The following is a 13,261-nucleotide window of genomic DNA, read 5'->3' as shown; positions in this document are numbered from 1 at the left end:
CACTTAAGAGTCCAGTTTTTGCTCTGCAAGAGCAGGTGCTTCTGCTGCTTGTGCTTGTTGAACATAAGATGCAAATAATGCATCAAAGTTAACTGGCGCAAGATTAAGCTGCGGGAAAGAACCACGACTCACTAAGCTAGCAATTGTTTCACGTGCATATGGGAATAAGATATTTGGACAGAAAGCACCTAGACAATGTGCTAATTGACCTTCGCTTAATTCGCCAACAGTAAAGATACCTGCTTGTTGAACTTCACATAAGAAAGCCACTGTGTCGCCATCTTTAGCTGTCACAGTAAGTGATAATACAACTTCAAATACACCTTCACCAAGCTTAGAGCTACGAGTATCTAGATCTAACTTAACTTCAGGTTTCCATTCTTGTTGAAAAATCGCAGGAGAGTTAGGGCATTCAAAAGATACGTCTTTGATGTAAACGCGTTGGATATTAAATTCTTGTTGGCTTGCTGATTCTGACATAAGTAAATTCCAATATTTTATAGATTCAAACTGAGTAATTAATTTTTTAGCGAGCTGATTGGTAACTGTTATTTCTTAACAGTCGGTAAGTTTGCGTCTTGCCAACTTGCCATACCACCAGATAAATTATAAACAGTCGTAAAGTCCATTTTCGCTAGGCGATTCGCAGCGCGACCTGAACTCATTCCTGTATCACACATAACGATGATTGGGGTGTTTTTGTATTTTTCAATCATTGATAGCTTATTTGCTTCAATATCAGCAACTGGAACGTTAATTGCGTTTAAAATATGTGACTTACGATAGTTTTCTGCAGTACGTACATCAACAACAATGGCATTTTCTTTATTCATTAAAGCGGTCGCTTCATGATTGTTTACCGACTTAACTTTAGACATGGCACTTGAGCCAAATGAATAAATAAGGAAACCAGCGATAGCGACCCAAGCGAGAGATAAGGCTGGATTATTCGAAGCAAATTCAATATATTCTTGCATGTGATTATGACTCTAAAATTTAATAATAAAGGATTATTCTCAACGGAGTATACATGTGACAAGGAATAAAAGCAGCTCAATAATAAATTCCTCACCACCGTTATGAAAAGCTCAAAGATAAAGTTAATCACCAAATTTGTATAACTAAGCTAATAACTCGAAATATGAAACAGATGAATATGTAGTTATATTACCGATATTTACAATTAAATATCTTCAATATTCTACCTGGATCATAAATAAGAGCCAATTTAGCCCCGTAAAGTGTAGTAATATTCCTATATTTAAACTTAATAACCGAGAGGTAAACTCATGTCTAAGGCTAAAAAAACAATTGCGCTTATCATCATGGATGGCTGGGGCCACCGTCTTGATCAAAAAGATAATGCAATTGCCAATGCAAAAACACCTATTTTAGATAAACTTTGGCAAGATTGCCCAAGCATGCTGATTTCAAGTTCAGGCTTAGATGTGGGGCTACCTGATGGCCAAATGGGTAATTCAGAAGTTGGTCATGTAAATATTGGTGCTGGTCGTATCGTTTATCAAAATTTAACTAAAATCGATAAAGCAATCGGCGATGGCGAATTCTACCAAAATCCAGCACTTGTAAAAGCAGTTGATGCGGCGGTTGCGAATAATAAAGCCGTGCATATCCTAGGCCTAGCGTCACCAGGTGGCGTACATAGTCACGACGATCAGATCTTAGCCATGATCGAACTTGCAGCAAAGCAAGGAGCAACAAAGGTTTATCTACACGCATTCTTAGATGGCCGTGATACACCACCACGTAGCGCACAAGGTACACTAGAAAAATGTGATGCTAAATTTGCTGAAGTTGGCGTAGGTAGAACAGCCACATTAATAGGCCGCTATTTTGCGATGGACCGAGATAATCGTTGGGATCGCGTTGAAGAAGCCTATGAGCTATTTACGCAAGCTAAAAGCCAATATAAAGCAGATACAGCACTCGCTGGCCTTGAAGCCGCTTATGCACGTGATGAAAATGATGAGTTCGTGAAAGCGACAGTCATTGGCGAAGCTGCACCAATTTCCGATGGTGATGCAGTCATCTTTATGAATTTCCGTGCTGATCGTGCGCGCGAAATTACCCGTGCATTTGTCGATACAGACTTCACTGGCTTCAAACGCAGTGTAACGCCGAAACTTGCTGATTTTGTTATGCTAACGGAATATGCAGCGAGCATTGATACGAGCATAGCTTTCCCTTCTGATAAATTAGTTAATACCTTAGGTTCAATGCTTGAGCAGCAAAATAAAACGCAATTACGTATTTCTGAAACAGAAAAATATGCCCACGTGACCTTCTTTTTTAATGGTGGCGTTGAAGACTCTTTCACAGGTGAAGATCGTGAATTAATCCCATCACCACAAGTAGCAACTTACGACTTACAACCTGAAATGAATTCAGAAATGCTCACTGACAAGTTAGTTGCGGCAATTGAGAGTGAAAAGTACGATGTGATCATTTGTAACTATCCGAATGGAGATATGGTTGGCCATACTGGTGTATTTGATGCGGCAGTTAAAGCGTGTGAAGCCGTTGACCAATCAATTGGTCGTGTAGTAGAGGCATTAGAAAAAGTCGGTGGTGAATGCTTGATCACAGCCGATCACGGTAATGCTGAAATGATGATCAATCCAGAAACGGGTGGCGTTCATACAGCACATACTAACTTACCTGTACCACTGATTTATTTTGGTCGTGATGCAGAGCCAGCAGAGACAGGTCGCCTATGTGATTTAGCCCCGACCATGTTGACTTTACTTGGTCAAGAAATACCAGCGGAAATGACTGGTAAGAACCTAATGAATCTGAAATAATCGTTTTCCTACGGGGAAAGGATTACGTTATGACATTTTTAAAAAACAGTATGGTCTATCGCGTTATAGGCCTGCTGATATTACTATCATCAAACGCTTATGCAGCCAATAATCAATCTGATCTGAATCAACTTCGTAGCCAGATCAAAGCCCAAGACGCATCAATTAAAAAACAAAACCGTTATTTAAACGATTTATCTACACAAACACAAAGTACCGACCGTGCCATTAGTAAAGTCGCCGGACAACTCAGTAATACCGAATCTTTAATCCGAGATATTGAAAAAGCTCTCAGCGACCTAATCGCACAAGAAAAAGTACTATTAAAAAGTAAAAAGAAACAACAAAATATCCTTTCTGCACAAATTGAAACGGCCTATTTAAGTGGTAATAATGATTATTTGAAACTACTCCTTAACCAACAGAACAGTAAAGAGATAGAACGGTCATTAGTTTATTATCAACACCTTCACGCCGCTCGCGCTGCATCTATTGCTGAATTTAATGATACCTTAGCTAAAATTGAAAAAAATGAAATAGAACAAGAAGAAATAAAACAGCAATTACTTGTCATCCAAACTTCACAGCAACAAAAATCCAAGCAATTAGCACAACAAAAATCACAGCAGAAGAAAAGTAATAGAAATATAGCTTACAGTATTAACAAGCAGAAAAAAACACGAACAGAGCTAGGAATTGCAGCACAAAAGTTAGAACAACAAATTGCGTTATTACGAAAACAGCAACAAATTGCGTTATTAAAAAAACAGCAAAGTGCGCAAATATCACTATCAGGATTGAAACAATATAAAGGCAAATTAGACTGGCCGATAAAAGGTAAAGTACTGCACAACTTTAACAGTAAGCGATTTAATAATGTCAGTTGGCGTGGATTGGTCATCAGCGCAAATGAAGGTAGTAAAGTAAAAGCAGTTAGCGCAGGTAAGGTAGTCTTTGCAGATTGGCTACGTGGATTTGGTATGGTAACGATTATTGATCACGGCCAGGGATATATGAGCCTGTATGGTCATAACCAAACATTACTCAAAGTGACCGGAGAGAAGGTACGTAAAGGCGATGTCATCTCATTGGCTGGCCGTAGTGGAGGTCAGTTAGAGTCAGGGGTTTACTTCGAGATCCGTCACAAGGGTAAAGCCGTTAATCCACGCTCATGGCTAAAACGTTAAAATTTTAGCTTGCAGTTTGTATTTCCAAATCAGTAATTAAGAACAAAGCCTCATCACGGTTTTCACCACATACATCATTACAGGCTTTAAATGTATCACATAACGCAGGGCGTTTAGGGTCTGTAAAGATGAGACATAAATGATCAGCCGACAGATTAACACATCGTACACCAGCAGGCTTACCATCGGGCATACCAGGAATATAGCTAGTGATACTTGGCGCTTCACAGCACGCCCCACAATTCATTCTGCATTGCATAAAACAAACCTTAAATAACGAATGATAATAGCGTAATATCAGCATGTATCTAAAAAAGGGAACAGCATGAGATTATCAGCATTTACAGTAACAGACTCAACTCCACAGTTACTTATTGATATAACAAAATTGTATCGACCATTTCAGCATGACGAAGCTGAGATTCAAAAAACTTTCGATAAACTGCTTCAAGATGACAGCCAAACTCTGTTTGTTGCTAAATTTAATGATCGCCACATTGGTGGTTTAATCATGCAACATGATACTACCACGTTATTCTTAAGCTGCATGGCAGTAAGAGATATAACTCAACAACGTGGTGTGGGTAAATACCTAGTACAACAAGCAATCAAGCATGCAAAGTCTCTGCAATTAGAAAGCGTAACGGTAATTAAAACAACACAAGTTACAGCTGAATTATCTGCTTTTTTAATTCATCAAGGTTTCACAGAGCAAGACGCTGCACTTAGCTTTAGCTGTTAATAATTTACAGATATAAAAAAAGCCGATATCAATGATATCGGCTTTTTTCGTTCAAGACAGTGTCTTAAATCTAATTTAGCGTTTGGCGATGCCCTACTCTCACATGGGGAAGCCCCACACTACCATCGGCGTTATTACGTTTCACTACTGAGTTCGGAATGGGATCAGGTGGTACCGCAACACTATGGTCACCAAACAAATTTTTCGAGTCTTACGAATCATCTGCTCTTGTTTAAGACTAAGTCTTAAACAATATCTACTCAGACTAAGTCTAAATAAATTGTAATTGGCGCTTGGCGATGCCCTACTCTCACATGGGGAAGCCCCACACTACCATCGGCGTTATTACGTTTCACTACTGAGTTCGGAATGGGATCAGGTGGTACCGCAACACTATGGTCACCAAGCAAATTTGGTTTGCTTTCTATATAGAAACTTACGTTTCATTTTAAATCTGAAAAGCTATAAATAAAGAAGTCTTTAAAACATAAAGTGTTCTGTTTATTCTTAAGTCGTATTTCAATTAATCATACTTTAATTTGTATGGTTAAGCCTCACGGGTAATTAGTACAAGTTAGCTCAATGCCTCACAGCACTTACACACCTTGCCTATCAACGTTGTAGTCTCCAACGGCCCTTCAGGGAGCTTAAAGCTCCAGTGAGAACTCATCTCGAGGCCTGCTTCCCGCTTAGATGCTTTCAGCGGTTATCAGTTCCGAACTTAGCTACCGGGCAATGCTATTGGCATAACAACCCGAACACCAGTGGTTCGTCCACTCCGGTCCTCTCGTACTAGGAGCAGCTCCTCTCAATTCTCAAACGCCCACGGCAGATAGGGACCGAACTGTCTCACGACGTTCTAAACCCAGCTCGCGTACCACTTTAAATGGCGAACAGCCATACCCTTGGGACCAACTTCAGCCCCAGGATGTGATGAGCCGACATCGAGGTGCCAAACACCGCCGTCGATATGAACTCTTGGGCGGTATCAGCCTGTTATCCCCGGAGTACCTTTTATCCGTTGAGCGATGGCCCTTCCATTCAGAACCACCGGATCACTAAGACCTACTTTCGTACCTGCTCGACGTGTCTGTCTCGCAGTTAAGCTGGCTTATGCCTTTGCACTAACCACATGATGTCCAACCATGTTTAGCCAACCTTCGTGCTCCTCCGTTACTCTTTGGGAGGAGACCGCCCCAGTCAAACTACCCACCAGACACTGTCCGCAACCCCGATAAGGGGCCTACGTTAGAACATCAAACGTACAAGGGTGGTATTTCAAGGTTGACTCCACATCATCTAGCGACAATGCTTCAACGTCTCCCACCTATCCTACACATGTAGGTTCAATGTTCAGTGCCAAGCTATAGTAAAGGTTCACGGGGTCTTTCCGTCTAGCCGCGGGTACACTGCATCTTAACAGCGATTTCAATTTCACTGAGTCTCGGGTGGAGACAGCGTGGCCATCATTACGCCATTCGTGCAGGTCGGAACTTACCCGACAAGGAATTTCGCTACCTTAGGACCGTTATAGTTACGGCCGCCGTTTACCGGGGCTTCGATCATGAGCTTCGACCTAAGTCTAACCCAATCAATTAACCTTCCGGCACCGGGCAGGCGTCACACCGTATACGTCATCTTTCGATTTTGCACAGTGCTGTGTTTTTAATAAACAGTTGCAGCCACCATTTCTCTGCGACCAACAATAGCTTACGGAGCAAGTCCTTCACCATCATTGGCGTACCTTCTCCCGAAGTTACGGTACCATTTTGCCTAGTTCCTTCACCCGAGTTCTCTCAAGCGCCTTAGTATTCTCTACCTAACCACCTGTGTCGGTTTGGGGTACGATTCTCTTATATCTGAAGCTTAGAGGTTTTTCCTGGAAGCCGGGTATCAACTACTTCATCTCCGTAGAGACTCGTCATCAGTTCTCAGCCTTAATGTACGCCCGGATTTACCTAAGCACACAGCCTACAACCTTAAACATGGACAACCATCGCCATGCTAGCCTAACCTTCTCCGTCACCCCATCGCAATATAAGTGAGTACAGGAATATTAACCTGTTTCCCATCGACTACGCCTTTCGGCCTCGCCTTAGGGGTCGACTCACCCTGCCCCGATTAACGTTGGACAGGAACCCTTGGTCTTTCGGCGTGGAGGTTTTTCACCCCCATTATCGTTACTCATGTCAACATTCGCACTTCTGATACCTCCAGCAAGCTTCTCAACTCACCTTCGACGGCTTACAGAACGCTCCTCTACCATGCAAAGAACAAGTCTTTGCATCCGTAGCTTCGGTGGTATGTTTAGCCCCGTTAAATCTTCCGCGCAGACCGACTCGACCAGTGAGCTATTACGCTTTCTTTAAAAGATGGCTGCTTCTAAGCCAACTTCCTGGCTGTCTGAGCCTTTCCACATCGTTTCCCACTTAACATACACTTTGGGACCTTAGCTGACGGTCTGGGTTGTTTCCCTTTCCACGACGGACGTTAGCACCCGCCGTGTGTCTCCCGCGATTGAACTTATTGGTATTCGGAGTTTGCAAAGGGTTGGTAAGTCGGGATGACCCCCTAGCCTTAACAGTGCTCTACCCCCAATAGTTAGACGCGAGGCGCTACCTAAATAGCTTTCGAGGAGAACCAGCTATCTCCCGGTTTGATTGGCCTTTCACCCCCAGCCACAAGTCATCCGCTAATTTTTCAACATTAGTCGGTTCGGTCCTCCAGTTGATGTTACTCAACCTTCAACCTGCCCATGGCTAGATCACCGGGTTTCGGGTCTAATCCCAGCAACTATTCGCGCAGTTAACACTCGGTTTCCCTACGGCTCCGCTATTCGCTTAACCTTGCTACTGAAATTAAGTCGTTGACCCATTATACAAAAGGTACGCAGTCACAGAACAAGTCTGCTCCCACTGCTTGTACGTATACGGTTTCAGGTTCTATTTCACTCCCCTCACAGGGGTTCTTTTCGCCTTTCCCTCACGGTACTGGTTCACTATCGGTCAGTCAGTAGTATTTAGCCTTGGAAGATGGTCCTCCCATATTCAAACAGCATATCACGTGTGCCGTCCTACTCGATTTCACAGTAAGGTCGTTTTCATGTACGGGACTATCACCCTGTATCGTGAAACTTTCCAGAATCTTCCACTAACTTCCAAACTGCTTAAGGGCTAGACCCCGTTCGCTCGCCGCTACTAAGGGTATCTCTATTGATTTCTTTTCCTCGGGGTACTTAGATGTTTCAGTTCTCCCGGTTCGCTTCGTAACGCTATGTATTCACGTTACGATACTCTACAAAGTAGAGTGGGTTCCCCCATTCGGAAATCTGTGGATTAACGCTTTTTATCAACTCCCCACAGCTTAACGCAGATTAACACGTCCTTCATCGCCTCTGACTGCCTAGGCATCCACCGTATACGCTTAGTCACTTAACCATACAATCTAAAGTCGACCGTACAATTGAAATAACTAGGTATTATCTAGTTTTTTTCGCCTCAAGAATACTCAAGAACACTATATTGTTATTACACTATTCACTCGAAAGTAAACAATCCAATAACGTGTTTTAAGAACTTCTTTATTTATTCAGCTTTCCAAATTTTTAAAGAGCAATTTGCTAAAAAGCAAAGATAAGCATTAACTGCTTAGCTTTGATTTTTAATCAGAAAGAAAAGTGGTATCCCGTACGAGATTTGAACTCGTGTTACCGCCGTGAAAGGGCGGTGTCCTAGGCCTCTAGACGAACGGGACACTATTTACTTTCTACGTTTGGATTTCATCCCAAACGTTGTCTTATTTTCATAAGACTGTCTTTAACGTTTCTATTCAAGCAATTTGTGTGGGCACTTACAAAAACTAACAACTTTACGTAAGGAGGTGATCCAGCCCCAGGTTCCCCTAGGGCTACCTTGTTACGACTTCACCCCAGTCATGAACCACACCGTGGTCATCGCCCTCCCGAAGGTTAAGCTAATGACTTCTGGTGCAGCCCACTCCCATGGTGTGACGGGCGGTGTGTACAAGGCCCGGGAACGTATTCACCGTGACATTCTGATTCACGATTACTAGCGATTCCGACTTCATGGGGTCGAGTTGCAGACCCCAATCCGGACTACGACGCACTTTATGGGATTCGCTTACCATTGCTGGTTTGCAGCCCTTTGTATGCGCCATTGTAGCACGTGTGTAGCCCTACTCGTAAGGGCCATGATGACTTGACGTCGTCCCCACCTTCCTCCGGTTTATCACCGGCAGTCTCCTTAGAGTTCCCACCATTACGTGCTGGCAAATAAGGATAAGGGTTGCGCTCGTTGCGGGACTTAACCCAACATTTCACAACACGAGCTGACGACAGCCATGCAGCACCTGTCTCATAGTTCCCGAAGGCACCAATTCATCTCTGAAAAGTTCTATGGATGTCAAGAGTAGGTAAGGTTCTTCGCGTTGCATCGAATTAAACCACATGCTCCACCGCTTGTGCGGGCCCCCGTCAATTCATTTGAGTTTTAACCTTGCGGCCGTACTCCCCAGGCGGTCTACTTAATGCGTTAGCTTAAGAGCCCAGTTCTCAAGGAACCAAACTCCGAGTAGACATCGTTTACGGCGTGGACTACCGGGGTATCTAATCCCGTTTGCTACCCACGCTTTCGCATCTGAGCGTCAGTTACTTGCCAGGTGGCCGCCTTCGCCACTGGTATTCCTTCAGATCTCTACGCATTTCACCGCTACACCTGAAATTCTACCACCCTCTCAAGAACTCTAGTTTGCCAGTTCGAAATGCAGTTCCCAGGTTGAGCCCGGGGCTTTCACATCTCGCTTAACAAACCGCCTGCATGCGCTTTACGCCCAGTAATTCCGATTAACGCTTGCACCCTCCGTATTACCGCGGCTGCTGGCACGGAGTTAGCCGGTGCTTCTTCTGCGAGTAACGTCACAGTAGCAGAGTATTAATCTACTACCTTTCCTCCTCGCTGAAAGTACTTTACAACCCTAAGGCCTTCTTCATACACGCGGTATGGCTGCATCAGGGTTTCCCCCATTGTGCAATATTCCCCACTGCTGCCTCCCGTAGGAGTCTGGACCGTGTCTCAGTTCCAGTGTGGCTGATCATCCTCTCAGACCAGCTAGGGATCGTCGCCTTGGTGAGCTCTTACCTCACCAACAAGCTAATCCCACTTGGGCTCATCTAGTCGCGAGAGCTTTCAAGAAGAGGCCCCCTTTCACCCGTAGGTCGTATGCGGTATTAGCAGTCGTTTCCAACTGTTGTCCCCCTCGACTAGGCAGATTCCCAAGCATTACTCACCCGTCCGCCGCTCGACGCCAGAATAGCAAGCTATTCTTCGTTTCCGCTCGACTTGCATGTGTTAAGCCTACCGCCAGCGTTCAATCTGAGCCATGATCAAACTCTTCAATTAAAAGTTTTTGACTAATCGCCTAAGCGATTAAGTCGGCTCAATGAATTCTGTACTTCAACAACAAACCGAAGTTTGTTGTTTATAAAACCAAATCTTTCGATTTAATTTAATGTTCACAATTACATTGATATAATTTTTGGTCATTATATCTCTGCAAGTGCTCACACAGATTGCTTGAATAAATTGTTAAAGAGCATACTGAGCGGCTGCTGCCGTATCAGTGAGGTCGCATTATAGAGATATGGATCACATTGGCAAGCGTTAATTACAATAAATATTAAAAAAACAGAATGAGATTAAAAAGCGAACAATCTAGGTATATACCAGACAAAAACAAATGAAACTCGTTAATAAGCAGTTTAAATTCTGTCTATTACTACAAAAGAGTATTCAGTAGACATAAATAAGAGACATTTTTAAATTATCGGTATTAACGAATAAGAAGAAAGCTATTTTCAACATCAGAAAAAAATCTAGGAGGAATTAGGAATTAGGAATTAGGAATTAGGAATTAGGAATTAGGAATTAGGAATTAGGAATTATTCAGAGGATAATTAAGAGGATAATTAAGAGCAATAAAAAAGCCAGAGCGTGAGCTCTGGCTTCTAATACTATTCTTCGTCAGCAGCTTCAACAGCTGGACGATCTACTAGTTCGATGTAAGCCATAGGAGCTTTATCGCCAGTACGTAGACCACATTTTAAGATTCGAGTATAACCGCCTGAACGGTTTTCGAAACGTGGGCCTAATTCTTTAAATAGTTTACCTACAACTTCATCGCTGCGGGTACGAGCAAATGCTAGACGACGGTTAGCTACGCTATCCGTTTTAGCAAGTGTAATTAGAGGCTCAACTACACGACGTAATTCTTTAGCTTTAGGCAGAGTCGTTTTAATGATCTCGTGGCTAACTAAAGAACATGCCATATTACGGAACATAGCCTGACGGTGGCTACTGTTACGATTTAGTTGACGACCACTCTTACGATGGCGCATGAACTTATCCTTCTTACAAAAATCTTTTGACTAGTGTTTACTATTCGTCCGCAATACTTGCAGGCGGCCAGTTTTCTAGGCGCATACCTAGAGAAAGACCACGTGAAGCTAGAACATCTTTAATTTCAGTTAAAGATTTCTTACCAAGGTTAGGCGTTTTAAGTAACTCAACCTCAGTACGCTGAACAAGATCACCAATATAGTGAATTGCTTCTGCTTTTAGGCAGTTAGCTGAACGAACAGTAAGTTCTAAATCATCAACAGGACGTAGCAGTATCGGATCGAACTCTGGTTTCTCTTCTTTCTGCTCTGGTTCCGTTACATCACGAAGATCAACGAAAGCATCAAGCTGTTCAGCCAGAATTGTAGCAGAACGACGAATAGCTTCTTCAGGATCTAATGTTCCATCAGTTTCCATATCGATTACTAACTTATCAAGGTTAGTACGTTGCTCAACACGAGCAGATTCAACATTGTAAGCAATACGGCTTACAGGGCTGAATGCAGCATCAACAAGCAAACGACCGATAGGACGCTCTTCATCATCAGCGTGTACACGTGTAGAAGCAGGTACGTAACCACGACCTTTTGCAACACGAATACGCATGCTGATATCTGCTTGACCGGTTAAATTACAAATCACGTGTTCTGGATTAATAATCTCAACATCACCATCATGTGTGATGTCACCTGCCAATACAGGACCTGTACCTGACTTAGTTAAAGTTAGTAACGCTTCGTCTTTGCCTTCAAGTTTGATTGCAAGACCTTTCAAGTTAAGAAGAATTTCAAGAACATCTTCTTGAACGCCTTCTTTACTGCTGTACTCGTGGAGTACGCCGTCGATCTCAACTTCTGTTACAGCACAACCTGGCATAGAAGAAAGTAGAATACGACGTAAAGCATTACCTAGAGTGTGACCAAAGCCACGCTCTAACGGTTCAAGTGTTACCTTGGCACGTGTTGAGCTAATTTGCTCAATATCAACAAGTCTTGGTCTTAGAAATTCTGTTACAGAACCCTGCATGTATGTCCTCTCTTATGAAGTTAACCTTACTTAGAGTAAAGTTCAACAATAAGCTGTTCGTTGATGTCTGCAGACAGATCAGAACGCTCAGGAACACGTTTGAAAACGCCTTCAAGTGTCTTACTGTCAACTTCAACCCAAGATGCTTTCTCACGCTGCTCTGAAATTTCAAGAGCTGAAGCGATACGAGCTTGCTTCTTAGCCTTCTCGCGAATGCTAACTGTATCGTTAACTTTCACTTTGTAAGAAGGGATATTTACAACTTTACCGTTTACAACGATTGCTTTGTGGCTTACTAACTGGCGCGATTCCGCACGAGTTGAACCAAAGCCCATACGATAAACAACGTTATCTAGACGGCCTTCTAATAAAGCAAGTAGGTTTTCACCAGTGTTGCCTTTTAGACGAGCAGCTTCTTTATATAAGTTACGGAATTGCTTTTCAAGTACACCGTACATACGACGAACTTTTTGCTTTTCACGTAGTTGTAAACCGTAGTCAGATAGACGAGGTTTACGAGCACCATGTACACCAGGTGCGTTATCAATTTTACACTTAGATTCAATCGCGCGTACGCCACTTTTCAAGAAAAGATCTGTACCTTCACGACGACTAAGCTTGAGCTTTGGGCCCAAATATCTAGCCATGTTCTTTCTCCAATATTCCTAAAAACGTTATACGCGACGCTTTTTAGGTGGACGACAACCATTGTGAGGGATTGGTGTAACATCAGTGATGTTAGTAATTTTATAACCAATCGCATTCAATGCACGAATAGAAGATTCACGACCAGGACCAGGGCCCTTAACCATAACTTCTAAGTTTTTAAGACCGTACTCTTTAGCCATTTCACCAGCACGCTCAGCAGCAACCTGCGCAGCGAATGGAGTTGACTTACGAGAACCACGGAAGCCTGAGCCGCCTGCAGTTGCCCAAGATAAAGCATTACCTTGGCGATCTGTGATTGTCACAATAGTGTTATTGAAAGAAGCATGAACGTGTGCAATACCGTCAGCAACTTGCTTTTTAACGCGCTTACGAGCGCGAGTTGGGGTTTTAGCCATTACTCGT

10 protein-coding genes, 1 tRNA gene and 4 rRNA genes are annotated in these 13,261 nt (G+C 43.0%); 3 read left to right on the top strand and 12 right to left on the bottom strand.

The genetic code is table 11. The annotated features are described in order from the left end of the window. Positions 1-3 precede the first annotated feature (3 nt). Both secB and HWV01_RS00890 read right to left on the bottom strand, forming a co-directional pair. Positions 4-480 carry a protein-export chaperone SecB gene (gene secB / locus HWV01_RS00895; RefSeq protein WP_211673655.1) on the bottom strand — a complete coding sequence of 159 codons (477 nt, stop codon included), beginning with the start codon at positions 478-480 and terminating at the stop codon, positions 4-6. A gap of 68 nt (positions 481-548) precedes the next feature. After that, positions 549-977, bottom strand: a complete 429-nt coding sequence (locus tag HWV01_RS00890) for a rhodanese-like domain-containing protein (RefSeq protein ID WP_211673654.1) — start codon at positions 975-977, stop codon at positions 549-551. Positions 978-1,289: 312 nt separating this feature from the next. Here HWV01_RS00890 and gpmM point away from each other — a divergent pair, with 312 nt between their 5' ends. Continuing rightward, on the top strand, positions 1,290-2,822 hold the full coding sequence (gene gpmM, locus HWV01_RS00885; protein WP_211673653.1) for a 2,3-bisphosphoglycerate-independent phosphoglycerate mutase: 1,533 nt from the start codon (positions 1,290-1,292) through the stop codon (positions 2,820-2,822). Positions 2,823-2,851: 29 nt separating this feature from the next. Further along, positions 2,852-4,009 (top strand): murein hydrolase activator EnvC, encoded by a 1,158-nt coding sequence (locus HWV01_RS00880; RefSeq protein WP_211673652.1) that lies wholly within the window; start codon positions 2,852-2,854, stop codon positions 4,007-4,009. A 4-nt stretch (positions 4,010-4,013) separates the two neighbouring features. Here HWV01_RS00880 and HWV01_RS00875 read toward each other — a convergent pair whose 3' ends face one another. Further along, positions 4,014-4,268 (bottom strand): YkgJ family cysteine cluster protein, encoded by a 255-nt coding sequence (locus HWV01_RS00875; protein WP_211673651.1) that lies wholly within the window; start codon positions 4,266-4,268, stop codon positions 4,014-4,016. 66 nt (positions 4,269-4,334) lie between these two features. On the opposite strand from HWV01_RS00875, the gene HWV01_RS00870 reads away from it, so the two are divergent. Beyond that, entirely contained in the window at positions 4,335-4,751 is a 417-nt protein-coding gene (locus HWV01_RS00870; protein ID WP_211673650.1) for an acetyl-CoA sensor PanZ family protein, read from the top strand. Positions 4,752-4,831: 80 nt separating this feature from the next. Here the strand turns inward: HWV01_RS00870 and rrf (HWV01_RS00865) are convergent. From rrf (HWV01_RS00865) to rpsK, 9 genes are all read right to left on the bottom strand, one after another. Next, a 5S ribosomal RNA gene (gene rrf, locus HWV01_RS00865) occupies positions 4,832-4,947 on the bottom strand. A 95-nt stretch (positions 4,948-5,042) separates the two neighbouring features. Then, positions 5,043-5,158: ribosomal RNA gene (rrf, locus tag HWV01_RS00860) — 5S ribosomal RNA — on the bottom strand. 136 nt (positions 5,159-5,294) lie between these two features. Then, a 23S ribosomal RNA gene (locus tag HWV01_RS00855) occupies positions 5,295-8,188 on the bottom strand. Positions 8,189-8,428: 240 nt separating this feature from the next. Continuing rightward, positions 8,429-8,504, bottom strand: a tRNA-Glu gene (locus tag HWV01_RS00850). Between the two features lie 119 nt (positions 8,505-8,623). Continuing rightward, positions 8,624-10,168 (bottom strand): 16S ribosomal RNA (locus HWV01_RS00845). The 16S, 23S and 5S rRNA genes sit together here with 1 tRNA gene alongside, the layout of an rRNA operon. A gap of 611 nt (positions 10,169-10,779) precedes the next feature. Then, a complete protein-coding gene (gene rplQ, locus HWV01_RS00840; protein WP_019442281.1) occupies positions 10,780-11,163 on the bottom strand; it encodes a 50S ribosomal protein L17 in 384 nt (127 codons plus the stop codon). A gap of 40 nt (positions 11,164-11,203) precedes the next feature. Beyond that, positions 11,204-12,190 carry a DNA-directed RNA polymerase subunit alpha gene (gene rpoA / locus HWV01_RS00835; protein ID WP_211673649.1) on the bottom strand — a complete coding sequence of 329 codons (987 nt, stop codon included), beginning with the start codon at positions 12,188-12,190 and terminating at the stop codon, positions 11,204-11,206. A gap of 26 nt (positions 12,191-12,216) precedes the next feature. Further along, positions 12,217-12,837 (bottom strand): 30S ribosomal protein S4, encoded by a 621-nt coding sequence (rpsD, locus tag HWV01_RS00830; RefSeq protein ID WP_045112203.1) that lies wholly within the window; start codon positions 12,835-12,837, stop codon positions 12,217-12,219. 27 nt (positions 12,838-12,864) lie between these two features. After that, on the bottom strand, positions 12,865-13,254 hold the full coding sequence (gene rpsK, locus HWV01_RS00825) for a 30S ribosomal protein S11 (RefSeq protein ID WP_017223604.1): 390 nt from the start codon (positions 13,252-13,254) through the stop codon (positions 12,865-12,867). Between the last annotated feature and the right edge of the window lie 7 nt (positions 13,255-13,261).

This window comes from Moritella sp. 5, assembly GCF_018219455.1.
In the GTDB taxonomy this organism is placed as follows: Bacteria; Pseudomonadota; Gammaproteobacteria; order Enterobacterales; family Moritellaceae; genus Moritella.
This window is presented reverse-complemented; position numbering and strand designations above follow the sequence as displayed.